This window comes from Microvirga sp. CF3062, assembly GCF_036314045.1.
In the GTDB taxonomy this organism is placed as follows: domain Bacteria; phylum Pseudomonadota; class Alphaproteobacteria; order Rhizobiales; family Beijerinckiaceae; genus Microvirga.
In genome coordinates, this window is sequence record NZ_JAYGGN010000004.1 from 249,068 (window position 1) to 273,891 (window position 24,824).

General features: G+C 63.6%; 25 protein-coding genes and 1 tRNA gene. 25 read left to right on the forward strand and 1 reads right to left on the reverse strand.

Annotation, left to right across the window (positions count from 1 at the left end; genetic code table 11):
- Nucleotides 1-86 precede the first annotated feature (86 nt).
- The 10 genes from VB618_RS09455 to VB618_RS09500 all read left to right on the forward strand — a co-directional run bounded on the left by VB618_RS09455 (nt 87) and on the right by VB618_RS09500 (nt 10,929).
- On the forward strand, nt 87-1,358 hold the full coding sequence (locus tag VB618_RS09455) for a L,D-transpeptidase family protein (RefSeq protein WP_329796370.1): 1,272 nt from the start codon (nt 87-89) through the stop codon (nt 1,356-1,358).
- Nucleotides 1,359-1,535: 177 nt separating this feature from the next.
- A complete protein-coding gene (gene glyA, locus VB618_RS09460) occupies nt 1,536-2,840 on the forward strand; it encodes a serine hydroxymethyltransferase (protein ID WP_329796371.1) in 1,305 nt (434 codons plus the stop codon).
- A gap of 15 nt (nt 2,841-2,855) precedes the next feature.
- Nucleotides 2,856-3,365, forward strand: a complete 510-nt coding sequence (nrdR, locus tag VB618_RS09465) for a transcriptional regulator NrdR (RefSeq protein ID WP_329796372.1) — start codon at nt 2,856-2,858, stop codon at nt 3,363-3,365.
- A complete protein-coding gene (gene ribD / locus VB618_RS09470; protein WP_329796373.1) occupies nt 3,362-4,510 on the forward strand; it encodes a bifunctional diaminohydroxyphosphoribosylaminopyrimidine deaminase/5-amino-6-(5-phosphoribosylamino)uracil reductase RibD in 1,149 nt (382 codons plus the stop codon). The genes nrdR and ribD overlap by 4 nt, the downstream gene beginning before the upstream one ends.
- Nucleotides 4,510-5,145 carry a riboflavin synthase gene (locus tag VB618_RS09475; protein WP_329796374.1) on the forward strand — a complete coding sequence of 212 codons (636 nt, stop codon included), beginning with the start codon at nt 4,510-4,512 and terminating at the stop codon, nt 5,143-5,145. Before ribD ends, VB618_RS09475 begins: the two co-directional genes overlap by 1 nt.
- 176 nt (nt 5,146-5,321) lie before the next feature.
- Nucleotides 5,322-5,816 carry a 6,7-dimethyl-8-ribityllumazine synthase gene (gene ribH / locus VB618_RS09480; protein ID WP_329796375.1) on the forward strand — a complete coding sequence of 165 codons (495 nt, stop codon included), beginning with the start codon at nt 5,322-5,324 and terminating at the stop codon, nt 5,814-5,816.
- Nucleotides 5,813-6,295 (forward strand): transcription antitermination factor NusB, encoded by a 483-nt coding sequence (gene nusB, locus VB618_RS09485; RefSeq protein ID WP_329796376.1) that lies wholly within the window; start codon nt 5,813-5,815, stop codon nt 6,293-6,295. Before ribH ends, nusB begins: the two co-directional genes overlap by 4 nt.
- A gap of 158 nt (nt 6,296-6,453) precedes the next feature.
- Complete coding sequence (thiL, locus tag VB618_RS09490) at nt 6,454-7,440, forward strand: thiamine-phosphate kinase (protein ID WP_329796377.1); 987 nt, start codon at nt 6,454-6,456, stop codon at nt 7,438-7,440.
- Complete coding sequence (locus VB618_RS09495; protein ID WP_329796378.1) at nt 7,415-8,653, forward strand: MFS transporter; 1,239 nt, start codon at nt 7,415-7,417, stop codon at nt 8,651-8,653. The genes thiL and VB618_RS09495 overlap by 26 nt, the downstream gene beginning before the upstream one ends.
- A 149-nt stretch (nt 8,654-8,802) precedes the next feature.
- Nucleotides 8,803-10,929 carry a sodium-translocating pyrophosphatase gene (locus tag VB618_RS09500; RefSeq protein WP_329796379.1) on the forward strand — a complete coding sequence of 709 codons (2,127 nt, stop codon included), beginning with the start codon at nt 8,803-8,805 and terminating at the stop codon, nt 10,927-10,929.
- 117 nt (nt 10,930-11,046) lie between these two features.
- Here the strand turns inward: VB618_RS09500 and VB618_RS09505 are convergent, their stop codons facing one another.
- Nucleotides 11,047-11,505, reverse strand: coding sequence for an outer membrane protein assembly factor BamE (locus VB618_RS09505; RefSeq protein WP_329796380.1), 459 nt, complete (start codon nt 11,503-11,505; stop codon nt 11,047-11,049).
- Between the two features lie 104 nt (nt 11,506-11,609).
- Between VB618_RS09505 and VB618_RS09510 the strand changes: the two genes are divergently transcribed.
- The 15 genes from VB618_RS09510 (at nt 11,610) to nuoH (ending at nt 24,813) form a co-directional block, all read left to right on the forward strand.
- The gene (locus tag VB618_RS09510) at nt 11,610-12,140 is read left to right on the forward strand and encodes a ubiquinol-cytochrome C chaperone family protein (RefSeq protein WP_329796381.1); all 531 of its coding nucleotides are present in this window, start codon (nt 11,610-11,612) and stop codon (nt 12,138-12,140) included.
- Between the two features lie 11 nt (nt 12,141-12,151).
- Entirely contained in the window at nt 12,152-12,667 is a 516-nt protein-coding gene (locus tag VB618_RS09515; RefSeq protein WP_329796382.1) for a YceD family protein, read from the forward strand.
- Between the two features lie 141 nt (nt 12,668-12,808).
- On the forward strand, nt 12,809-13,843 hold the full coding sequence (gene plsX / locus VB618_RS09520) for a phosphate acyltransferase PlsX (protein ID WP_329796383.1): 1,035 nt from the start codon (nt 12,809-12,811) through the stop codon (nt 13,841-13,843).
- Nucleotides 13,844-13,935: 92 nt separating this feature from the next.
- Nucleotides 13,936-14,913 carry a beta-ketoacyl-ACP synthase III gene (locus VB618_RS09525; RefSeq protein WP_329796384.1) on the forward strand — a complete coding sequence of 326 codons (978 nt, stop codon included), beginning with the start codon at nt 13,936-13,938 and terminating at the stop codon, nt 14,911-14,913.
- 126 nt (nt 14,914-15,039) lie between these two features.
- A complete protein-coding gene (locus VB618_RS09530; protein WP_009491113.1) occupies nt 15,040-15,351 on the forward strand; it encodes an integration host factor subunit alpha in 312 nt (103 codons plus the stop codon).
- 20 nt (nt 15,352-15,371) lie between these two features.
- Nucleotides 15,372-15,875, forward strand: coding sequence for a MerR family transcriptional regulator (locus VB618_RS09535; protein WP_442931741.1), 504 nt, complete (start codon nt 15,372-15,374; stop codon nt 15,873-15,875).
- A 151-nt stretch (nt 15,876-16,026) separates the two neighbouring features.
- Nucleotides 16,027-16,103 (forward strand) — tRNA-Asp (locus VB618_RS09540).
- A 327-nt stretch (nt 16,104-16,430) separates the two neighbouring features.
- Entirely contained in the window at nt 16,431-16,796 is a 366-nt protein-coding gene (locus VB618_RS09545) for an NADH-quinone oxidoreductase subunit A (RefSeq protein ID WP_201860193.1), read from the forward strand.
- Complete coding sequence (locus tag VB618_RS09550; protein ID WP_201860192.1) at nt 16,787-17,371, forward strand: NuoB/complex I 20 kDa subunit family protein; 585 nt, start codon at nt 16,787-16,789, stop codon at nt 17,369-17,371. Before VB618_RS09545 ends, VB618_RS09550 begins: the two co-directional genes overlap by 10 nt.
- Nucleotides 17,372-17,385: 14 nt before the next feature.
- Complete coding sequence (locus VB618_RS09555; protein ID WP_329796386.1) at nt 17,386-17,988, forward strand: NADH-quinone oxidoreductase subunit C; 603 nt, start codon at nt 17,386-17,388, stop codon at nt 17,986-17,988.
- A 20-nt stretch (nt 17,989-18,008) separates the two neighbouring features.
- Nucleotides 18,009-19,199 (forward strand): NADH-quinone oxidoreductase subunit D, encoded by a 1,191-nt coding sequence (locus tag VB618_RS09560; RefSeq protein WP_329796387.1) that lies wholly within the window; start codon nt 18,009-18,011, stop codon nt 19,197-19,199.
- A gap of 114 nt (nt 19,200-19,313) precedes the next feature.
- Complete coding sequence (nuoE, locus tag VB618_RS09565; RefSeq protein ID WP_329796388.1) at nt 19,314-20,372, forward strand: NADH-quinone oxidoreductase subunit NuoE; 1,059 nt, start codon at nt 19,314-19,316, stop codon at nt 20,370-20,372.
- A 14-nt stretch (nt 20,373-20,386) separates the two neighbouring features.
- Entirely contained in the window at nt 20,387-21,688 is a 1,302-nt protein-coding gene (gene nuoF, locus VB618_RS09570; protein WP_329796389.1) for an NADH-quinone oxidoreductase subunit NuoF, read from the forward strand.
- Between the two features lie 8 nt (nt 21,689-21,696).
- Nucleotides 21,697-23,775, forward strand: coding sequence for an NADH-quinone oxidoreductase subunit NuoG (gene nuoG, locus VB618_RS09575; protein ID WP_329796390.1), 2,079 nt, complete (start codon nt 21,697-21,699; stop codon nt 23,773-23,775).
- A gap of 12 nt (nt 23,776-23,787) precedes the next feature.
- Complete coding sequence (nuoH, locus tag VB618_RS09580; RefSeq protein WP_329796391.1) at nt 23,788-24,813, forward strand: NADH-quinone oxidoreductase subunit NuoH; 1,026 nt, start codon at nt 23,788-23,790, stop codon at nt 24,811-24,813.
- Nucleotides 24,814-24,824 lie beyond the last annotated feature (11 nt).

The window sequence follows — 24,824 nt, forward strand, 5'->3', positions numbered from 1 at the left end:
CGGCACTTATCGCTGGGAGAGAGGGAGCCGGGCGTCTGTCCGCCACTCCCGCCATGACCACTTCTAACCGGGAAGAGCCTGCGCTCATGTTGTCACGCCGTACACTCCTGACTGGATCGCTCGCCCTGATCTTCACGCCGGCCACCGGGGCCATGGCGCAGCAGTTTGCCCAGAACCAGGCCGAGTGGTCGCAGAATTACGAGGCGGTCTCCCGCACCCGCGTCCAGCGGACCTCGACTCCGATGCTCTCGGCCGAGTCTCTCGCCGCCACCGAGCAGATGATCGAGTACTACCGCAATATCGCCGCCCGCGGCGGCTGGCAGCCCGTGCAGGGCGTCCAGGGCCTGCGCGTCGGCTCCAAGAACCCGGCCGTCGTGGCCCTGCGCCAGCGCCTCATCATCACGGGCGATCTCGATCCGTCCGCAGGCGAATCGCCCATCTACGACTCTTACGTCGAGTCGGCCGTTCGCCGCTTCCAGGCCCGCCACGGCATCAGCTCCACGGGCACTGTGACGCCTCCAACCGTGGTCGCCATGAACGTGCCGGTCGATCTGCGGATCCGCCAGCTTGAGATCAACGTCGCCCGCCTGCGCAGCCACGTCGGCGCCGGGCTGCCCAGCCGGTATGCGGTTGCCAACATCCCGGCTGCTCTCGTCGAGGCGGTCGAGGGTGGCGTGGTTCACACCCGCCACGCGGCCGGCGTTGGCAAGAGCGACCGCCAGTCGCCCCTGCTGAACTCGAAGGTGGTCGAGGTCAATTTCAACCCGTTCTGGACGGCTCCTGCCTCGGTGGTCAAAAAGGACCTCATTCCGAAGATGCAGAAGGAGCCGAACTATCTCTCCGAGAACAAGATCCGCATCTTCAATGGTGCTGGTCAGGAGATTCCCTCCAGCCAGATCAACTGGTTCTCGGACGAGGCGACCCGCTACCGCTTCCGCCAGGATCCAGGCGGCGACCTGAACTCCATGGGGTTCGTGCGCATCAACATCCCGAACCAGCACGGCGTCTACATGCACGACACGCCCTCCAAGGGCATCTTCGGCGATGATTTCCGTTTCGTCTCCTCGGGCTGCATCCGCATTCAGAACGTGCGCGACTATATCGAGTGGCTCCTGAAGGACACCCCCGGCTGGACCCGCGAGCAGATCGACGCCACCTTCAAGTCCGGCGAGCGCATCGACGCCCGTCTGGCGCAGGCCGTTCCGATCCACTGGATCTACGTCACCGCCTGGGCGACCCCGGACGGCCTCGTGCAGTTCCGCGACGACATTTACAACAAGGACGGCCTCGGCAACGCCATCCCGGTCGCAAGCCGGGTCCCGACCGAGCCGGACGAAGAGATGTTCCTGCAGAACTGAGGTTCTTTTCTCACCAAGCTTTGACAGCCCGCCCTCCGGCGGGCTGTTGCGTTTCGGGAGCCGGGTAGGCATGTCCTGAGAGCGGGTTGGCGCGGCGAAGCCCGCCATGATAAAGGCCAAGGCAACTAGGATCGAGCGGCCCGCCTCCGGCGGGCTCACAGGAAGGCGAGGGTACCCATGAGCGCCAGTGAAGCGGCACACAGCCATCTCTCCAACAGCTTCTTTTCCGCAAGCCTCGCCGACAGCGATCCCGAGATCGCCCGCGCCATCGGGCTGGAACTCGGCCGCCAGCGCGATGAGATCGAGCTGATCGCCTCCGAGAACATCGTCTCACGCGCCGTTCTGGAAGCGCAGGGCTCGGTGATGACCAACAAGTACGCGGAGGGCTATCCGGGCCGCCGCTACTATGGCGGCTGCCAGTTCGTGGATATCGCCGAGGAGCTCGCCATCGAACGCGCCAAGCGCCTGTTCGACTGCAAGTTCGCCAACGTCCAGCCCAATTCCGGCTCCCAGGCCAACCAGGCCGTGTTCATGGCGCTCATGAAGCCGGGCGACACCTTCATGGGCCTGGATCTCGCCTGCGGCGGCCACCTGACCCACGGCTCTCCGGTCAATATGTCCGGCAAGTGGTTCAACGTGGTGAGCTACAAGGTGCGCGAGAGCGACCAGATCATCGACATGGACGAGGTCGCGCAGCTGGCCCGCGAGCACAAGCCGAAGGTGATCGTCGCCGGCGGCTCAGCCTATTCTCGGCTGTGGGACTTCGCCCGCTTCCGCGAGATTGCCGACGAGGTCGGTGCCTTCTTCATGGTGGACATCGCGCATTTCGCGGGGCTCGTCGCCGGCGGCGCTCATCCGTCACCGTTCCCGCACGCCCATGTGGTCACCACGACCACCCACAAGACCCTGCGCGGCCCGCGCGGCGGCATGATCCTCACCAATGAGGAAGACCTCGCCAAGAAGATCAACTCGGCCATCTTCCCCGGCCTCCAGGGCGGCCCGCTCATGCATGTGATCGCGGCAAAAGCTGTCGCTTTTGCTGAGGCCCTGCGCCCCGAGTTCAAGCTCTATGCCCGCTCGGTCGTCGAGAACGCCAAGGTGCTGGCCGACACCATGCTCGCCAACGGCTATGCCATTGTGGCCGGCGGCACGGACAACCACCTGATGCTGGTCGATCTTCGTCCGAAGAAGCTCACCGGCAAGGCGGCGGAAGCAGCATTGGGCCGCGCCCATATCACCTGCAACAAGAACGGCGTGCCGTTCGATCCCGAGAAGCCGATGGTGACCTCCGGCGTGCGCCTCGGCACCCCCGCCGCCACCTCCCGAGGCTTCGGCGTGGCCGAATTCAAGAAGGTGGGCGAGCTGATCGTCGAGACCCTGGACGGCTTGGCGAAGAACGGCGACGAGGCCAATTCCTCGGTCGAGGAATCGGTGAAGGCTCGCGTTCATGAGCTGACCCGCCGCTTCCCGATCTACGCCTGAGGTTTAAGCTGATCCATGCGTTGCCCTTATTGCGGGGGCCTGGACACCCAGGTGAAGGATTCCCGCCCCACGGACGATTCATCGTCCATCCGCCGCCGCCGCATCTGTCCTGATTGCGGCGGCCGCTTCACGACCTTTGAGCGCGTGCAGTTGCGCGAGCTGACGGTTTTGAAGCGCTCCGGCCGGCGCGTGCCCTTCGACAGGGACAAGCTCCAGCAATCGGTGGACGTGGCCCTGCGCAAGCGGTCGGTCGATCCCGAGCGCGTCGAGCGCATGATCAACGGCATCGTTCGCCAGCTCGAGAGTATGAGCGACGGCGAGGTGCCGAGCGAGACCGTGGGCGAGCTCGTTATGGAAGGTCTCAAGGGCCTCGACGACGTGGCCTATGTGCGCTTCGCTTCCGTCTACAAAAATTTTCGCGAGGCCAGGGACTTCGAGGAGATTCTTGGCAAACTGGCCGAGGGCGAGACCGAGGACGACCTGCCTCCGCCGCCGAAGAAAAAGCGCGCTCCGAGCGAACCATGAATGCCGGCGGCGCGCAGGGGCAGCCTCCTGAACGATCCCCCCAGGACGAACGCTTTATGCGCCTCGCGATCGCGCTGGGCGAGCGCCATCGCGGCCTGACTTGGCCCAACCCGTCCGTCGGGGCTGTGCTGGTCGACGAGAGCGGCGAGGTGCCGGTTATCGTTGCGCAAGGTGTGACGCAACCGGGCGGCAGGCCCCATGCGGAGCGCATGGCTCTGGAAGCGGCCGGAATGCGCGCACGGGGTGCGACGCTCTACGTCACCCTTGAGCCCTGCGCCACCCGCAGCAGCCGGGATCACGGCCCCTCCTGCACCGATCTTATCGTGGCGGCCGGTATCGGCCGGCTGGTCGTCAGCGTGCCTGACCCGAGCCCACATGCTGCCGGTCAGGGACCGGAGCGCTTCAACCTTACAGGCATTCCCATGACTGTCGGCTGCCTGGCGGAGGAAGGCGCAAGGCTCCATCGCGGCCACATCACCCGTGTCACCAAGGGGCGCCCCGCCGTGACCGTGAAGCTCGCCCGGAGCACGGAAGGCTTTGCTGGATCGCGGAATGGCGCGCGCCTGATCCTCACGGGGGAGGTGGCCCAGGCGAAGGTCCACCTGATGCGCGCCCATGTGGATGCGATCATGGTCGGCGTCGGGACGGTGCTGGCGGACGATCCGCTCCTGAACGTGCGCCTGCCGGGTCTGGAAAATCGCTCGCCGGTCCGCATCATCGTCGATTCTCAACTGAGAATTCCGGTGACATCGAGGATCGCGGCCGGCGCGCGCGAAGTCCCGACCTGGGTCGTGACGACGGTGGAGGCGCCCGTCGAAACTGAGAAGGCGCTCACGGCGCAGGGTGTCGAGGTTCTGCGGGTCTCTGCCGATGAAACCGGCCGCGTTACGCTGCCAGAAGCCCTGCAGCTTCTCGGCGCACGCGGCGTCACGCGGGTGTTCTGCGAGGGTGGCCCGGAACTGGCGGATGCACTGGCGAAAGCCGACCTCATCGACGATCTGGTCCTGATCACGGGCCGTTCCGCGCGTGGCCAGGGTGACATTCCGGCGCTCGGAGCATCGCTGCAGGACCGCATGGATCATCTTAGCTTGTGGGCCGAGGAGCAGATCGGCCCCGATCTTTTCATGTCTTGGGAGAGACCCTGATGTTTACGGGTATCGTCACCGATGTCGGTGAAGTCGCAGCGGTGGAAGGGTCTCAAGGCACCCTCAAGCGCCTGCGCATCCATTCCGCTTACGATCCCGCCACCATCGTGCTCGGCGCTTCCATCGCCTGCGGCGGACCTTGCCTGACAGTCGTGGGCTTTGGGCCTCGGGAGGGCGGCTGCTGGTTCGACGTGGATGCCGCCGCCGAGACCCTGGAGCGCACCACCGTCGGCGAGTGGCAGGCGGGCACGAGAGTCAACCTGGAGCGCTCCCTGAAGATCGGTGACGAACTCGGCGGCCATATCGTCACCGGACACGTGGATGGTGTCGCCACCATCGTGGCTAAGGAGGCGATCACCGCCGGTGACGACCCTTGGGGCCCGACGGCCCGCTTCACCCTCAAAGTGCCGCCGGCGCTCGCTCCGTTCATCGCCGAGAAGGGCTCCGTCTGCCTCGACGGTACGTCGCTCACCGTAAACGCGGTCAACGACGACATGTTCTCCGTGCTCATCATTCCGCATACGCTCACTGTGACCACTTGGGGCGACCGGCAGGTGGGCGACAAGCTCAACCTGGAGGTCGACCTCATGGCCCGTTACGCGGCGCGGCTTGCGGATGCACGCCGGGCGGGGTAGGGGAACGCCTAACGTTTCCCGTATTCCATACGCAGCCCTCATCCTGAGGAGGCCGCCAGGCCGTCTCGAAGGATCAGGGCGTTTCCAGTTCTCTCTGGAACCTCCTTCGAGACGCCTGCTCTGCAGGCTCCTCAGGATGAGGCAGAGGGGCTGTCAGAGTTCTGAACGGATTTCTCATGGTCGCCCATTCCGACAAGCCGAAAAGTCCTCGTTCGCCGGTTCCCGGTGCCCGGATCCTAGTGGTCGAAGCCCGTTTCTATGACGACATCGCCGATGAGCTTCTGCGCGGGGCGCAAGGGGCCGTCGAGGCGGCGCAGGCCAGTATGGACGTGCTGACGCTGGACGGCGCGCTCGAAATCCCTGCCACCATCGCCATCGCGCTCGACGCCGCCGAGAAGGCCGGCAGGCCTTACGATGCCGTCGTGGCGCTCGGCTGCGTGATCCGCGGTGAGACCGGCCACTACGACATCGTTGCCGGCGAGAGCGCCCGCGCTCTCATGGACCTGTCGGTGGAGCGCCGCATCCCGCTCGCCAACGGCATCCTGACCGTCGAGAATGATCAGCAGGCCTGGACCCGCGCGAGCGTGAATGAATTGAATAAGGGTGGGGGCGCAGTCGAAGCGGCGCTCGCCGTCCTGCGCATCAAACAGAAACTGGAGGCCTCATCATGACGAAGCCAGCAGAGCGCTCGGCCGCTCGCCTCGCTGCCGTCCAGGCACTCTACCAGATGGACATCTCGGGCAAGACCGTGGTCGACGCCCTCGCCGAGTTCGAGGCCTTCTGGATCGGCCGTGAGGTCGAGGGCATCGAGTTCAAGCCGTCGGACACCACTTTCTTCCGCGATATCCTGTCGGGCGTGGTCAAGAACCAGCGCGACATCGACGTCAGGATCGACAACGCTCTTGCCACCGACTGGCCCCTCAAGCGCATCGAGGCGGTGCTGCGTGCCATCCTGCGCGGGGGCGGCTACGAGCTGATGTTCCGCAAGGATGTACCGGCCCGCGTCGTCATCACCGAATACGTGGACGTGACCCACGGCTTCTACGGTGACGATGAGCCCGGCCTCGTCAATGCCGTCCTCGACAAGGTCGCCCGCGAAGTCCGCCCCGGCGAGCTGGAGAAGAAGGCCGCCGGCCAGGGCGGGCGGTAAAAGCTCTGACTTACTCTAGTATACGTGATGAAAGCCCTCCTCCCCCTTGTGGGGAGGAGTTGGAGGTGGGGGTGTGGGCGCAGCGCTGGTCCAGTTCAGCGCCAGCACCCCCACCCTAGCCCTCCCCACAAGGGGGAGGGAAGGAGCCGCGTCTATCTATGAGTGTGCAACGACCTTCTGAAGACAGCCTCATCGCGCGCTTCTTCGCACCCATTGCCGGCGAAGGAGCCTTAGGCCTCAAGGACGATGCTGCCCACCTGACGCCGAAGCCCGGTCACGACCTCGTCCTCACGACGGACGCCCTGGTCGAGCGCGTCCATTTCCTGCCCGATGATGCTCCCGGCTCCATCGCCCGCAAGGCGCTGGGCATGAACGTCTCCGATCTCGCCGCAAAAGGCGCCGATCCGGCCGGCTTCCTCCTGAGCCTCGCCCTGCCTGACGGCTGGACCGAGGATTGGCTCGCCGATTTCGCGGCCGGCCTCGGAGAAGCCTCCCGCGATTTCGCATGCCCGCTTCTCGGCGGCGATACAGTGAAGGCCAGGGGACCGCTGACTTTGTCGGTCACCGCCGTTGGCCAGGTGCCGACCGGCCGCATGGTCCTGCGGACCACGGCGCAGGTAGGCGATCTCATCTGCGTCACCGGCACCATTGGTGATGGAGCCTTGGGGCTCAAGCTCCGCTCCGCTCCGCCCTGGAGCGATGGCCTCTCGCCGGACGAGAAGGCCCATCTCGCCGACCGCTACCTCCACCCCCAGCCCCGATATCAGCTTGCTGCCGCCCTGCGCGATCACGCCAGCGCCGCCATGGACGTCTCGGACGGACTTGCAGGCGACCTTGCCAAGATGATGCGGGCCAGCGGCGTCTCGGCCTTGGTCGAGGCGGATAAGGTGCCGCTCTCGTCAGCAATAGCCAAAGCTGTCCGGACGTCGCCTGACCTGATGGATCTGGCCCTCACCGGCGGCGACGATTACGAGATTCTCTGCACTGTCCCGGAAAAGACCCTCGACAGCTTTCGCCAAGAGGCCGATAGGGTCGGGATCCTCCTGTCCGTCATCGGCCGAGTCGTCTCAGGACATGACCGGCCGGTCTTTCGGATCAACGGTCTCGAAAGACGCTACGATGTCGGCTCCTATCAACATTTCTGACACTTCCTTCCAGGCGCCTTCCAGCGACTCTGTCGCCAAGCACAACGCTATCGTGCTGGCCGTTGCCATGGCGTTGGGCGGGTCGAGTCCCGCGATCGTGGTCTCGCTCGGCGGTCTGGTCGGTCAGGCGCTCGCCTCGAACAAGGAACTGGCGACGCTTCCCGTGAGCCTGCTCAATCTCGGGCTGGCCATCGGCACCATTCCGGCCGCCATGCTGATGCGCAAGGCGGGACGCCGCATCGGCTATGTGGTCGGCGCTGGAATCGGTCTCGCCGGCGGCTGCCTGGCTGCCTTCGGCATCGCCTCCTACAGCTTCGTGCTCTTCTGCCTCGGAACCCTTATCATCGGCAGCTACGGCTCCTTCAACCAGAGCTACCGGTTCGCAGCGACCGATGCTGCCTCCGAGGCCTTCAAGCCGAAGGCGATCTCCTGGGTCATGACCGGCGGGCTGGTCGCCGGCGTGGTCGGGCCACAGACTGTTATCTGGACCCGGGATGTGGTTGAGGGCGCTCCTTTTGCCGGGGCCTTCCTGGGACAGGCAACCCTTGCCTTTATGTCGATGATCGTCGTGTGGTTCCTGCGGCCTGCGCCGGTGAGCATTGCCTCCACCAAGGCCGGAGGCGGCAGGCCTTTGCTCGAAATCGTGCGGCAGCCGCGCTTCATCGTAGCGGCGGTCACAGGTCTGGTGTCGTACAGCCTCATGACATTCATGATGACGGCAGCTCCCTTGGCGATGATCGATTGCGGCCATTCGGTCGGAGCCGCCGCACTCGGCATTCAGTGGCATATCCTGGCCATGTTCGGCCCGAGCTTCTTCACCGGCCGCCTGATCTCGCGTTACGGCAAAGGGCCGGTGACGGCGGCGGGGCTCGTGCTGATTGCCGTCTCCGCCGTGATCGGGCTGTTGGGCATCACCATCGCCCATTTCTGGATCACGCTTATCCTGCTCGGCCTCGGCTGGAACTTCGGTTTCATCGGAGCCACAGCCCTCGTGACCGACTGCTATCGTCCGGAGGAGCGCGCCAAGGTGCAGGCAGCCAACGACTTCCTGATATTCGGGTCGGTTGCGCTGGCCTCGTTCTCGTCAGGAAAGCTCCTGAGCGCCAGCGGATGGGAGAGCGTGAACTGGCTGGTCTTCCCGCCGGTCGTCATTGCCCTAGCTCTCCTGGCGTGGCAGCAGAGAATAAAGGTGAGCGCACCCGCTAAAGTATAAACGGCTTTCTGTGGGTTCTTTCCGCAGGATTGTTGCGAACTGCCTAGTTTTTTGCCACCAAGTATAAAGTTTGCTGGGGGTAGGGGCCACTCAGGGCCAGAAAACGAGCCTTGAGGAGCGGCTTTCTGCTTTCCCATAACAAGGATGGCATGATGGCACTCACCCTAATTATCTTGGGCGGGCTTCTCTCGATCGCGTATGGCTTCTGGGCCATCAGCGATGTGATGAAGCGGGACGCCGGTTCTCAGCGCATGCAGGAAATCGCCGGGGCGATTGCCGAGGGCGCGAAGGCTTACCTCCGCCGGCAATACATGACGATCGCCATCGTCGGCGTGATTCTGTTTGCCATCCTGGCCTATCTGCTCGGTATCCGGGTCGCCATCGGCTTTGCCATCGGGGCCATCCTCTCGGGACTGGCTGGCTTCATCGGCATGAACGTGTCCGTTCGCGCCAATGTGCGCACGGCCCAGGCTGCAACCCAGTCTCTGGGCGGCGGCCTTGACGTGGCATTCAAGTCCGGTGCAGTGACGGGCATGCTGGTCGCCGGTCTCGCTCTCCTCGGTGTGGCTCTCTACTACGGCTATCTCACCCGGATCGACGGCTTGGCTCCATCCGACCGTGTGGTCATCGACAGCCTTGTGGCGTTGGGCTTCGGCGCCTCGCTGATCTCCATCTTCGCCCGTCTCGGCGGCGGCATCTTCACCAAGGGCGCCGACGTGGGCGGCGACCTCGTGGGCAAGGTCGAAGCCGGCATTCCGGAGGACGATCCGCGCAATCCGGCCACCATCGCCGACAACGTGGGTGACAATGTCGGCGACTGCGCCGGCATGGCCGCCGACCTGTTCGAGACCTATGCGGTGACCGTGGTCGCCACCATGGTTCTCGCGGCGATCTTCTTCGCCGGTCAGGCAAATCTCGACACCATGCTGTTGTACCCGCTCGGCATCGGCGCAGCCTGCATTGTGACCTCGATCATTGGCACCTTCTTCGTCAAGCTCGGTCAGAACGAGTCCATCATGGGCGCGCTCTACAAGGGGCTGATCGTTACCGGCGTTCTGTCCGCCATCGCCATAGGTCTCGTGACCTGGCAGATGATCGGCTTTGGACCTGTCGCAGGGGCGGAGTTCACGGGTCAGGACCTGTTCTGGTGCGCCACCATCGGTCTTGCCGTAACGGCACTGATCGTGGTCATCACCGAGTATTACACGGGCGTCGGCTTCCGTCCCGTGCGGTCCATCGCTCAGTCCTCGGTGACCGGCCACGGCACGAACGTGATTCAGGGCCTCGCGGTCTCGCTGGAATCCACCGCGCTGCCGACCATCGTCATCATCGCGGGCATCATCGTGGCCTTCAAGCTGGCCGGCCTGTTCGGCATCGCCATTGCGGTGACGGCGATGTTGGGCGTTGCAGGCATGATCGTGGCTCTCGACGCCTTCGGTCCGGTGACGGACAACGCAGGCGGAATCGCCGAGATGGCTGGCCTGCCGAAGGAGGTCCGCAAGTCCACGGATGCCCTCGACGCCGTCGGCAACACCACGAAGGCAGTGACGAAGGGCTACGCCATCGGCTCCGCGGGCCTCGGTGCTCTGGTGCTCTTCGCGGCCTATACCTCGGACCTGAACTACTTCACCCAGAACGCCGCGCAATACCCGTACTTCCAGGGCGTGGCTCCGAACTTCTCCCTGACCAACCCTTACGTGGTGGTCGGTCTCCTGTTCGGTGGCCTCATCCCGTTCCTCTTCGGCGGCATCGCCATGACGGCCGTTGGCCGGGCAGCCGGCGCGGTCGTTGAGGAGGTTCGCCGTCAGTTCCGGGAAAAGCCGGGCATCATGGCAGGTACGGACCGTCCCGATTATGGGCGCGCCGTCGACATGCTGACCCGCGCCGCGATCAAGGAAATGATCGTGCCTTCGCTCCTGCCGGTGCTGGCACCGATCGTGACCTACTTCGTGATCTACTGGGTAGCGGGCAAATCCGAAGCGTTTTCGGCCCTAGGCGCCATGCTGCTGGGCGTGATCGTGACGGGCCTCTTCGTCGCCATCTCGATGACCTCGGGCGGCGGCGCCTGGGATAACGCCAAGAAGTCCTTCGAGGATGGGTTCACGGATGCCTCCGGCACGACCCACCACAAGGGCTCGGAGGCTCACAAGGCCTCCGTCACCGGCGATACCGTCGGCGACCCCTACAAGGACACGGCAGGCCCTGCCGTGAACCCGGCGATCAAGATCACCAACATCATCGCCCTGCTTCTCCTGGCCATCCTGGCCCATTCGTAAGAGCGGCAGCCCTGAATGCACGAAACCCGCGGCGAGAGCCGCGGGTTTTTTCATGAGACGTTCGACATGAAAATGGCCGGGACGAGCCCGGCCATCGAGGGTTCCAACCGATCCGGCTTAGGTGCCGAAGGGATTGAAGCTGTTCACGCCGCGGAAGATCTGTCCGAGGAAGCTCGATTCCTCGCCGCCCGCAGGGGTGGTGCGGCTGATGAAGTCGAAGACCCGGCCATCCTGCAATCCATAAAGCGCGATGCGCTCGACGCGGAGGCCGCTGTCGAAATAGACCGCCGTCACCTGCTGATCCACAACCTGCTCGCCCATGAATTGGAGGGAGCGGCGGGACTTCTGGCTGATGTAGTACCAGTTCCGGTTTCCGACAGTGGAAACGGTCGAGGGCGTTCCGAGGGTCTGAAGGACCTGCTCGGCGCTCATGCCCTTCTTCACCTGGGAAATAGCGCGCTCATCCACGACGTAGCCACGCTGGAACTCCTCGCCCACGCCGGTGCAGGCCGCCAGGGACGAAGCGAGAAAGGTTGCAGCAGCCAGGCGCACCAAAAGAGGATGATATCGACGCATCGTACGGTTCTTCCAGAAATGCGGCGCGGATAAGCTTGCGCCTATGGACCGTGATGGCGTAACCCGAGGCTACGATTTTGACAAGCTTTGGAAGGGCAGGGCCTGTGATCTTCAGTCTCTTCCGCAAGGACCCCCGGCGCACAACCATCGCAACGCTCTATAAGAGGGTTGCGACTGCATCCCGTGAGCCAGGGCTCTACGCGTCACTTGGTATGCCGGACACCCTCGAGGGACGGTTCGAGGCTCTCTCGCTCCACATGATCCTGGTGCTCCGGGCTCTGCGCCAATTGCCACCGCCGGCCGATGAGGTGGCCAAGGACCTGACCGACGCCTTCTTCCGGGACATGGATGCTTCCTTGAGGGAGATGGGAGTGGGCGATACCGTCGTCCCCAAGCGGATGAAGAAGATTGCCGAATCTTTTTATGGGAGGGCCCAGTCCTATGACGGGCCGCTCAGCGCCTCCGACGAAGCGGGGCTCGCATCGGCTCTTGGCCGGAATGCCTATGGCAGCGAGGCACCGGCTGCTGCCCTTGCGCGTTATGCTCTCGCGGCCGATCAGGAATGCAAGACGGTCAGCCTCGACGTGCTTCTGGAGACCGGCCCGGCCTTTCCCAAGCCCGAAACCTTCGCATAAGGAGGAACCTGATGACACCTGAAACCGTGGGGCCGTTGTCGCGGCTTATCGACGTCATGAAGGTCCCGCCTCGGGGGCAGGACGTGCATGTGGAAGCAACCGCCGAGGAATGCGCAGCCCTCGCGCGGGATTTCGGAATTCCGGCGATCCAGTCGCTCAGCGGCGACTATCATCTGAAGACCTCGGCCAAGGGGATCAATGTGAAAGGGATTCTCAAGGCCTCGATCACCCAGATCTGCGTCACGACCCTGGAGCCCTTCGACTCTGCCGTCGAGGAGAAGGTGGACGTGGACTTCGCCGAGTCCTCAGGCATGCCGGCAGAGCCGCCGACGGATATCAACGAGTATGAGCCCCCGGATGAAATCATGAACGGCCAGATCGACCTGGGCGCCCTCACGGCCGAGTTCCTAGCCCTTGGGCTTGACCCTTACCCGCGTAAGCCGGGCGTCGACTTCGACTATCGGGATCCTGCGGACGGGAAGGACTCGCCGTTTGCGGCCCTCAACAAGCTGAAGGAAGGCAAATAGAGGGCGGCTCCGAGGTCCTTGCGTCACGGTTTTCGCTTGCCGCTGACCTTCTCCAGGGAATTCAGAATTCAGTTGCGGCGCCCCCGCAAACCGCTATTTTCCGCCCCCTGTCGAATGACTTAAAAGAAAGAACAACCGTTCATGCCGAAGTCGGTGCGTATTTCGCTTGATGCGATGGGGGGCGACCACGGTCCGTCCGTTGTGATCCCAGGCGCTGCCTTGGCCTTGGAGCGCCACCCCGACCTGCGCTTCCTGATGTTCGGCAACGAGACTCTAATCGCGCCTCTGTTGGATGCACACCCCCGGCTGAAAGCAGCCACGGAGCTGCGCCATACCGAGATGGCGATCTCCATGGACGAAAAGCCCAGCCAAGCTATCCGGATGGGCCGGGGCAAGTCCTCCATGTGGCGCGCCGTTCAGGCGGTGAGGGACGGGGAGGCGGACGCGATGGTGTCCGCCGGCAACACCGGAGCCCTCATGGCGACCGCCAAGGTTTGCCTGAAGACGATGGCGCATATCGAGCGCCCGGCGATCGCTGCCATGTGGCCGACAATGCGTGGCGAGAGCATCGTGCTCGATGTGGGGGCGACGATTGGCGCCGATGCGGGGCACCTGGTCGATATGGCCATCATGGGTGCAGCCATGGCCCGGATCGTCTTCGACCTTGAGCGCCCGACCGTCGGGCTTCTCAATGTCGGTACGGAGGAGATCAAGGGAATCGAAGCGGTCAAGGAGGCCGGTCGGATCCTCAAGGAGACGAACCTCCCGAACCTCAATTATCACGGCTTCGTCGAGGGTGACGATATCGGCAAGGGAACCGTCGATGTGGTCGTCACCGAGGGCTTCACGGGCAACATCGCCCTGAAGACGGCCGAGGGCACCGCCAAGCAGATCGGCCAGTATCTCCGCTTAGCCATGAGCCGGACCTTGATGGCCAAGATCGGCTATCTCTTCGCGAAACAGGCTTTTAACGCTCTTCGGGACAAGATGGACCCCCGCAAAGTCAACGGCGGCGTGTTCTTGGGCCTTGAGGGAGTTGTGGTGAAAAGCCACGGTGGAACCGACGATCTCGGCTTCGCCAGCGCCATCGATGTCGCCTATGACATGGCGCACTTTGAATTGATGAACACAATCCGGAGCATGCTCGATCATGATCCGGTCGGGCAGGCTGTTTAGAGCATGTGCATGCTCTTAAATTTTTGGAATAGCATGATCTTTTCGGACAACCGGTTCCCCCTTGTCCGGATCATGCTGTAGGAAGGCGCATCTTGAAACGCACCCGTTCCATCGTACGCGGCGTCGGCTCCTATCTGCCGAGGCGCAAGCTGACGAACCATGATCTCGAGAAGCTGGTAGATACCTCGCACGACTGGATCGTGCAGCGAACCGGCATCGAAGAGCGGCATATCGCCGAGGACGACGAGACCACGTCGGTTCTCGGCATCAAGGCGGCGGAGGCTGCCCTGGCCGATGCCGGGCTGACGGCCAACGACATCGACCTGATTATCTGTGCGACCTCGACGCCCGACTATACCTTCCCGTCGACAGCCACCATGATCCAGACCGGCCTCGGCATGACCCATGGCGCCGCCTTCGACCTGCAGGCGGTCTGCACGGGCTTCGTCTATGCCGTGGCCACCGCGGACAAGTTCCTACAATCCGGCTCGCACAAGCGTGCTCTTGTGGTGGGGGCGGAAACCTTCTCGCGAATCCTCGACTGGAACGACCGTACTACCTGCGTGCTCTTCGGCGACGGCGCGGGCGCCCTCGTGCTCGAGGCCCAGGAGGGGCAGGGCACCTCCGCCGACCGTGGGGTTCTGACGTCCCACCTCCGTTCCGACGGACGCTACCGGGACAAACTCTACGTGGATGGCGGCCCAGGTTCCACGAAGACCACCGGCGTGCTCAAGATGGAGGGCCGCGAGGTCTTCAAGTTTGCCGTCGGCATGGTGGCGGACGTGGTGCAGGACGCCTTTAAGGCAACTGGAACCACTGCGGACGACCTTAAATGGTTTGTACCGCACCAGGCGAACAAGCGCATCATCACGGCCAGCGCCGACAAGCTCGGGATCGCGCCTGAGAAGGTGGTCATCACCGTCAACAAGCACGGCAATACCTCGGCAGCCTCGATCCCGTTAGCTCTGGACGCGGCCCGAAAGGACGGCCGGATCAAGGACGGCGACCTCGTCATGATTGAGGCAATCGGGGGTGGCTTCACCTGGGGAAGTGCCTTGATCCGCTGGTAGGATCGAGGCAATTGAACTCTGGTGGTATCGATGGTTCACACCTTGGCGGTTGACCGTAGGGAGCCATCTGCATAGCGTCGTCACATGACGACAGGACCAACGAACTCAAGTGCGCCGGGGAGCTCAATGGCTGGCAAGACGATAACAAGAGCGGATCTGAGCGAAGCGGTTTACCAGAAGGTGGGCCTGTCGCGGACGGAATCAGCGGAGCTGGTGGAACGAGTTCTGGCCGAGATCTGCGACTCCTTGGCTGCCGGCGAGACGGTCAAGCTGTCTTCCTTCGGCTCGTTCATCGTGCGCAGCAAGGGTGAGCGCGTCGGCCGCAACCCTAAGACCGGGGTCGAGGTTCCAATCGACCCGCGCCGGGTCATGGTTTTCAAGCCTTCGAATGTCTTGAAGGCGCACATCAACGGTGAGACCTTCGAAGGCGAGGATTGATCCGGATGGCGAGCGGCGTCATGGACAAGAGCCCCGACGCATTCCGCACGATCAGCGAGGTCGCCGAGGATCTCGACGTACCTCAGCATGTGCTGCGCTTCTGGGAAACCCGGTTCAACCACATCAAGCCTCTCAAGCGTGGAGGCGGGCGCCGCTATTACCGCCCGGATGACGTCGATCTGCTCAAAGGCATCCGCCACCTCCTCTATGGTGAAGGTTATACGATCAAGGGAGTCCAGCGGATCCTGAAGGAGGAGGGCGTTCGCTTCGTCCAGGGGATCGGTCGGGGAGAGCAGAGCCTTGCGGCGCTTCAGCCCGAGGATAACGGGGCGGCGCATCCTGATGAGGACGGTTCGGCCTCCGAGAGCTCACTGCCCGAAGAGGACGGCTTCCCGCTCCCGCCAAAACGGGAACTGTCTCGCGAGGCGCTCCGCACTCTCCAGGGCGCTCTGGAGGAACTCTACGAATGCGACCGGGTGCTGACATCCTTGAGGAGTTCCGGAGATGTCGCGGCCTCGGAGTAGCGGCCCATCAGGCAGCCGCAATCGGCTTCGGGGCAATTGGCCTTGCGCTATGCCCGTTTTGGCAGAGCAATCCAAAATGAATGCGTTGTACCCTTGACAGGGGGATGGGCGGCTCTTAAACCGCACCCACACCGCTTCGGCGGTCCGATGCGCGGGCGTAGCTCAGTCGGTTAGAGTGCCGGCCTGTCACGCCGGAGGTCGCGGGTTCGAGCCCCGTCGCCCGCGCCACTTTCTTCCCTTTCGAAAATCAGAATCAAGGCGAACCCTGTGGGGCCGTATGGCTGCCCGTGGTTCCGCACCAGCCTGATGGGCTGCCGCCAGCCGCGCCGAGGCAGCAGCCAACCGAAAGGCAGCCAAAGCCGCCGAGAAGGCCATATCCTAGTTTGGAATGGTTCTTTTTGCGGCAGTGCAAACACTTGTCACGGAAGGGGATCTCGGCTAAGGCTCCGGCGCAATCAGCGTGATGTCGCAGGGGGGTGTTTTAGGCCTTTCTGAGGCTTAAATGCGTTGCAGATTGCCGGCCCCGGGCCGGATTCCTGTCCCTCTAGGTGTCGTATGACGAATCTCCTCGCCGACTACCTGCCTCTTGTCATCTTTATCGGCGTCTCGCTCCTGATCGGGGTGGCGTTGCTCGTGGCGCCGTTCATCGTCGCCTATAGCCGTCCGGACCAGGAGAAGCTGTCTGCCTATGAGTGCGGCTTCAATGCGTTCGACGATGCCCGCATGAAGTTCGACGTGCGGTTCTATCTTGTGGCCATTCTTTTCATCATCTTCGACCTCGAAGTGGCGTTCCTGTTTCCCTGGGCCATTACGTTCGGGAATCTCGGCTGGTTCGGCTTCTCCTCCATGATGATCTTCCTTGGAGTCCTGACGGTCGGCTTCATCTACGAGTGGAAGAAGGGAGCCCTCGAATGGGATTGATCTCCGACAACCAGTCGACCATGGTCGCTCCCGCCCCTCGCGGCATTATCGACCCGAATACCGGCAAGCCGGTCGGCTCGACGGATCCTTATTTCGTCTCCATCAACGAGGAACTGTCCGACAAGGGCTTCCTTGTCACCTCGACTGAGGATCTCATTACGTGGGCTCGCACCGGCTCGCTCATGTGGATGACCTTCGGCCTGGCCTGCTGCGCGGTCGAGATGATGCAGATGTCCATGCCGCGCTACGACGCCGAGCGCTTCGGTTTTGCGCCCCGCGCCTCACCGCGCCAGTCGGACGTGATGATCGTGGCCGGTACGCTCACCAACAAGATGGCTCCTGCGCTCCGCAAGGTCTACGACCAGATGCCGGAGCCGCGCTATGTCATCTCCATGGGATCCTGCGCCAATGGCGGCGGCTACTATCACTATTCCTACTCCGTGGTTCGTGGCTGCGACCGCATCGTGCCGGTCGACATCTACGTGCCGGGCTGCCCGCCCACGGCTGAGGCACTCCTCTATGGCGTGCTCCTTCTGCAGAAGAAGATCCGCCGCACCGGTACCATCGAGCGCTGAGCAAAGGTCATTGTATGAGTGCTGAGCTCCAAGCCCTGAGCGACCATATCGCCTCGTCCCTCGGCGCGGCCGTCGTGGATCGTGCGATTGCCTTCGACGAGCTGACCATCGTCGCCCGTCGCGAGGAGATCGTGCAGGTGGTGACCTTCCTGCGGGATGATCCCCAATGCCGGTTCGTCTGCTTCATCGACCTCTGCGGCGCGGATTACCCGGCGCGCGAAGAGCGGTTCGACGTGGTCTACCACTTCCTGGCGCCGCACCATAACCGCCGTATCCGGGTGAAGGTGATGACGGATGAGGCGACGCCGGTTCCCTCGCTCGTCAGCCTCTTCCCGGCGGCAAACTGGTACGAGCGCGAAGCTTACGATCTCTACGGCATCCTGTTCTCGGGCCACCCGGACCTGCGCCGCATCCTCACGGACTACGGCTTCGAGGGACATCCGCTCCGCAAGGACTTCCCGATGACCGGCTATGTCGAGGTTCGCTATGACGACGGGCAGGGCCGCGTGGTCTATGAGCCCGTGAAGCTCAGCCAGGAATTCCGCAACTTCGACTTCCTCTCGCCCTGGGAGGGCACGGATTACGTGCTGCCGGGCGACGAGAAGGCCAAGGCTTAAAGGAGCGGAAAGGGCGACCCATGGGCGAGCATAACATCCGCAACTTCACCATCAACTTCGGGCCCCAGCACCCGGCGGCACACGGCGTGCTGCGCCTCGTGCTTGAGCTGGACGGCGAGGTGGTCGAGCGCGTCGATCCGCATATCGGCCTGCTTCACCGCGGCACCGAGAAGCTGATCGAGTACAAGACGTACGTTCAGGCCAATCCTTATTTTGACCGGCTCGACTACGTCGCGCCGATGAACCAGGAGCATGGCTACTGCCTTGCGATCGAGAAGCTCCTCGGTATCCAGGTGCCCCGGCGTGCCCAGCTGATCCGCGTCCTTTTCTCGGAAATCAGCCGTCTTCTCTCGCATCTCCTCAACGTGACCACGCAGGCCATGGACGTCGGCGCGCTCACGCCCCCTCTCTGGGGCTTCGAAGAGCGCGAGAAGCTCATGATCTTCTATGAGCGCGTCTCAGGCTCGCGGATGCATGCCAACTATTTCCGGCCCGGCGGCGTGAACATGGATATCCAGCCGGAGCTGATCGACGATATCGAGGCCTTTTGCGACCCGTTCCTGCAGGTGCTGGACGATCTCGATACCCTCGTGATCGGCAACCGCATCTTCAAGCAGCGCAACGTCGACATCGGCACCATCACCCTGGACGACTGCTTCCGCTGGGGCTTCTCGGGTCCGATCATCCGCAGCTGCGGCGTTGCCTGGGACCTGCGCAAGTCGCAGCCCTACGAGTGCTACGAGGAGATGGAATTCGACATTCCTGTCGGCAAGAACGGTGACAACTATGACCGTCAGGTCATCCGCATGGAAGAGATGCGCCAGAGCGTCCGGATCATGCGCCAGTGCCTCGACAAGCTGCGGGCGCCGGACGGGCAGGGGCCCGTGACGACGCTCGACGGCAAGGTCGCTCCGCCTTCGCGCAAGGACATGAAGCGCTCGATGGAGGCGCTGATCCACCACTTCAAGCTCTACACGGAAGGCTTCCACGTCCCCGCTGGCGAGGTCTATGCCGCCGTGGAGGCTCCGAAGGGTGAGTTTGGCGTCTATCTCGTGTCGGACGGCACCAACAAGGCCTATCGCTGCAGGATTCGGGCCCCGGGCTTTGCCCATCTGCAAGGCATGGATTTCATGTGCCGTGGCCACATGCTGGCCGACGTCGCGGGTGTCCTTGGTTCCCTCGACATCGTGTTCGGCGAGGTCGACCGCTAAAGAATACCTGCCCCGAAGCCGGAGCAGGAAGTCACGCTCTTTGAAGCGTGCTGAAATGGTTCAAGTCGTATGGCCGGGCCTCGAGCCCGGCTATGACGATGAGGAGAAGAGTGTATGGCCGTTCGCAAGCTCGCGCCTGAAGACATGCAGCCCGAGAACTTCGTTCTCTCCCCGGAGACCGACGCTTTCGCGGACAAGGAAATCGCCAAGTATCCGGCAGGCCGGCAGGCTTCGGCCGTGATCGCTCTCCTGGGCAAGGCTCAGGAGCAGGCAGGCGGCTGGCTGCCGCGCAAGGCCATCGAGGCCGTGGCTGCGAAGCTCGACATGCCGGTCATCCGCGTGATGGAGGTGGCGACCTTCTACACGATGTTCAACCTCGAGCCGGTCGGAAAGTATTTCATCCAGTTCTGTGGCACGACGCCCTGCGTCCTGCGCGGTGCCGGGGACATCAGGAAGGTCCTGGAAAGCCGTGTCGGCGAGCAGAACCATGTCTCTGCCGACGGCACCTTCTCCTGGTTGGAGGTCGAATGCCTTGGCGCATGCTCTAACGCCCCGATGGTGCAGATCAACGACGACTATTACGAGGATCTGACGACCGAGAACTTCGAGAAACTCCTCGATGACCTTGCCGCCGGGCGTTCCGTGAAGACGGGATCCCAGATCGGCCGCAATCGGTCGGAGCCTTTCGAGGCCGTGAACACTCTGCAGGACCCGACACTCTATGACGGCTCACTCGTCGGTGCTTGGCGCAACCGTTTCGAGGAGCAGGCGAAGGTCGCCGAAACTGGTGAAGCCGCAGCCGCCGTCGCGAGTGTCCCGGAGCAGGCCAGGGCCGCTAAGCCTGGGGCAGGAAGGGCTATCGAAACCAGCGCTGCCGATACACCGGCCAAACGGGCCAAGGAAGGCGAGACGCCGATCAATCCGGTTGACCAAAAAGAAGCCGCCGATCCGTCGAAAGCCACCAAGGGCGACTCGCACACGGAATCAGGCGCTCGCCCGGCTCCGCAGAGCGGCAAGTCCTACGTGGCATCCCCGACGAAGGACGGCGAGGCTGTGCCTAACAGCCCGACGACGCCGGAAGCCGGTACGCCGCCTGCCCAAGCCGAGACACGCCGCGACGGCAGCGAGAGCAAGCCGGGCGTGACCGTCGACAAAGACAACATGACGTCCTGATGGAGTAATCGGGAATGCTTCAGGACAAAGATCGTATCTTCACCAATCTCTACGGCTTCCATTCGCCGGACCTTCAGGCCGCGAAGATGCGCGGCGCCTGGGACGGAACCAAGTTCCTCCTCGAGCAGGGCCGCGACTGGATCGTCAACGAGATGAAGGCGTCGGGCCTTCGCGGCCGCGGCGGCGCAGGCTTCCCTACGGGCCTGAAATGGTCCTTCATGCCCAAGCAGTCGGACGGTCGTCCGCACTATCTGGTCGTGAACGCCGACGAGTCGGAGCCCGGCACCTGTAAGGATCGTGAGATCATGCGGAACGACCCGCATCTTCTCGTCGAGGGCTGCCTCCTCGCCTCATTCGCCATGGGGGCGCATGCCGCCTACATCTATATCCGTGGCGAGTATGTGGCCGAGCGCCATGCGCTCCAGCGTGCGGTGGACGAAGCCTACGAGGCCAAGCTCATCGGCAAGGACAATATCCACGGCTATCCCTTCGACCTTTACGTCCACCACGGCGCAGGCGCCTACATCTGCGGCGAGGAGACGGCGCTCATCGAGAGCATGGAGGGCAAGAAGGGCATGCCGCGCCTGAAGCCGCCGTTCCCGGCCAATATGGGCCTTTACGGCTGCCCGACTACGGTCAACAACGTCGAGTCCATCGCAGTCGCCGGCACGATCCTGCGTCGCGGTGCTTCCTGGTTCTCGGGCATCGGACGGCCGAACAACGTCGGCACCAAGCTCTTCTGCGTGTCGGGCCACGTGAACAAGCCATGCAACGTGGAGGAGGCCATGGGCCTCACCTTCCGCGAACTGATCGACCGCCATTGCGGCGGCATCCGCGGTGGCTGGGACAACCTGCTAGGCGTCATCCCCGGCGGCTCGTCGGTTCCGATCGTTCCGGCCGAGCAGATCGCCGATGCCTATATGGATTTCGACACGCTGCGGAATCTGAAGTCCGGCCTCGGCACCGCCGCCGTGATCGTCATGGACAAGTCCACCGACATCGTCCGCGCCATCGCGCGCCTCGCATATTTCTACAAGCACGAAAGCTGCGGCCAGTGCACCCCGTGCCGCGAAGGTACGGGCTGGATGTGGCGCGTGCTCACCCGCATGGCCGAAGGCCGCGCCCAGAAGCGCGAGATCGACATGCTCCTCGAAGTTTCGACCCAGATCGAAGGCCACACCATCTGCGCGCTCGGCGACGCGGCGGCTTGGCCGGTTCAGGGTCTGATCCGCCACTTCCGTCACGAGATCGAGAAGCGGATCGACGATTACGCGGCGAACCCGCATTCCGAATCCGTCATGATCGCGGCGGAGTGAGATAGAAGATGACGAAAATCATCGTTGATGGCGTCGAGGTCGACGTTCCTGCGGAGTACACACTGCTCCAGGCCGCCGAAATGGCCGGGGCGGAAATTCCGCGCTTCTGCTACCACGAGCGGCTCTCGATTGCCGGCAACTGCCGCATGTGCCTCGTCGAGGTGAAGGGCGCGCCGAAGCCGGTCGCCTCCTGCGCCTGGGGCGTGCGCGACTGCCGTCCGGGCCCGAACGGCGAGCCGCCGGAGATCTCCACCAAGTCGGCGACGGTGAAGAAGGCACGGGAAGGGGTGATGGAGTTCCTCCTCATCAACCACCCGCTCGACTGCCCGATCTGCGACCAGGGCGGCCAGTGCGACCTGCAGGACCAAGCTATGGCCTACGGGGTCGACAGCAGCCGCTTCCACGAGAACAAGCGGGCGGTCACCGACAAGTATCTCGGCCCGCTCGTGCGCACCTCCATGAACCGGTGCATCCATTGCACCCGCTGCGTGCGCTTCACGGCCGAAGTGGCCGGCGTGCCGGATCTCGGCGCCCTGTGGCGCGGCGAGGACATGGAGATCACGAGCTATCTCGAGAAGGCCCTCGGCTCCGAGTTGCAGGCCAATGTGGCGGATCTCTGCCCGGTCGGCGCTCTGACCCACAAGCCGGAAGCCTACCATTATCGCCCCTGGGAGCTCACCAAGACCGATTCCGTCGACGTGATGGACGCGGTTGGCTCCTCGATCCGCGTCGATTCCCGCGGCCGTGAGGTCATGCGCATCCTGCCGCGCGTGAACGAGGCGGTGAACGAGGAGTGGATCACCGACAAAACCCGCCAGATCGTGGACGGCCTGCGCCTCCAGCGCCTCGACCGCCCCTTCGTGCGGGAGAACGGTCGCCTGCGTCCCGCCTCCTGGCAGGAGGCCTTCGCCACAATCGCTAACCGCGTGACGGGCACGGACCCGAAGCGCATCGGCGCCATTGTCGGCGATCTGGCCGCCGTGGAGGAGATGTACGCTCTGAAGCTCCTCATGGAGAGCCTCGGGGTCACCAATATCGACGCCCGCCAGGACGGCAGCGTGCTGACTCCGGTCTATGGCCGTGGCTCATACCTGTTCAACACCACCATCACTGGCATTGAGGATGCGGACGCGATCCTGATCGTGGGTTCGAACCCACGCATCGAGGCCTCGCTCGTCAACGTGCGCATTCGCAAGCGCTGGCGCGCGGCTCCGCCGCCGATCGCCATGATCGGCGAGCATGCGGACCTGACCTACCCCTACGAGTATCTCGGGGCAGGTCCCGAAACGCTCTCCGAAGTCGCTGCAGGCCGCCACAGCTTCATCGAGAAACTCCGCGGCGCCGAGCGTCCGTTGATCATCGTGGGGCAGGGTGCTCTCTCCCGTCCGGACGGGCTGGCGGTTCTCTCTACCGTGGCTCAGCTTGCCCGTGACGTGGGCGCCGTGAAGGACGGCTGGAATGGCTTCGCGGTTCTACACACCGCCGCCTCCCGCGTCGGTGCTCTCGATCTCGGCCTCGTGCCGGGCGAGTGGGGCCTGAACGCTCAGACCATGGCGCAGGGCGAGGTGGACGTGCTGTTCAATCTCGGCGCGGACGAGATCGACATCGCTCCCGGGACCTTTGTCATCTATCAGGGCACCCACGGCGATCGTGGGGCGCACCGGGCCGACGTGATCCTGCCGGCAGCCACCTATACGGAAAAGTCCGGCACCTACGTGAGCACGGAAGGCCGGGTGCAGCTCGCCAACCGTGCCGCCTTTGCTCCCGGCGAGGCTCGCGAAGACTGGGCGATCCTGCGCGCGCTCTCCGATGTGCTGGGTCACCGCCTGCCGTTCGACTCGCTGAATGCCCTGCGGGCGAAGCTCTATTCGGCCTATCCCCATTTCGCCGCGGTCGAGACGGTTCAGCCGGCTGACGGCTTTGCCGCCATCCAGGCGCTTGCGAATGTCGGCGGCTCCCTGGGACGTGAGCCTTTCGTGAGCCCGGTAAAGGACTTCTATCTGACGAACCCCATTGCCCGCGCCTCCGGCGTCATGGCCGAGTGCTCCGCGCTTGCCCGTGAGCTGAAGCTCGAGGCGGCTGAGTAAGAGGAACGGATCATGGAATTTGGGGACATCCTCCTCGCGGTCGCGATCATGCTGGGCAAGAGCCTGCTCATGCTGGTCGCGCTTCTCATCTTCATCGCCTACGCGCTCTATGCCGACCGCAAGGTCTGGGCAGCGGTTCAGCTGCGCCGCGGCCCGAACGTGGTTGGTCCCTGGGGCCTGCTCCAGTCCTTTGCCGATCTGCTGAAGTTCGTGCTGAAGGAACCGATCATTCCGGCTCCTGCCAACAAGGGCATGTTCCTGCTGGCGCCTCTGTTGATGTGCACCCTGTCGCTTGCGGCCTGGGCGGTGATCCCGCTCAATGCCGGCTGGGCTATTGCCGACATTAATGTGGGCATCCTCTACATCTTCGCGATCTCGTCGCTCGGCGTCTACGGCGTCATCATGGGGGGATGGGCCTCGAACTCGAAATACCCGTTCCTCGGGGCGCTGCGTTCGGCAGCCCAGATGGTGTCCTACGAGGTGTCGATCGGCTTCGTGATCGTGACGGTGCTCATGTGCGCCGGCACCCTGAACCTGTCGGCCATCGTGGAAGCGCAGAACAATGGCCTCGGCATCCTGGGCTGGTACTGGCTGCCGCTCTTCCCGATGTTCGTGGTGTTCTTCATCTCGGCCATGGCTGAGACGAATCGCCCACCCTTCGACCTGCCGGAGGCCGAATCCGAGCTCGTGGCCGGCTACATGGTGGAGTATTCCTCCACGCCGTACCTTCTGTTCATGCTCGGCGAGTACGTGGCCATCATAACCATGTGCGCGCTCGGCACGATCCTGTTTCTCGGCGGCTGGCTGTCGCCGATCCCGTTCGCGCCCTTCACCTGGGTGCCGGGCGTGATCTGGTTCGTGCTGAAAGCAAGCTTCCTCTTTATCCTCATCGCCATGGTGAAAGCCCTGGTGCCCCGCTATCGCTACGATCAGCTCATGCGCCTCGGCTGGAAGGTGTTCCTGCCGCTGTCGCTCGCCATGGTCGTGATCGTGGCAACCGTCCTGATGGTCACCGGCAATGCGCCGGGTGTCCGCTAAAGGAGATCGGC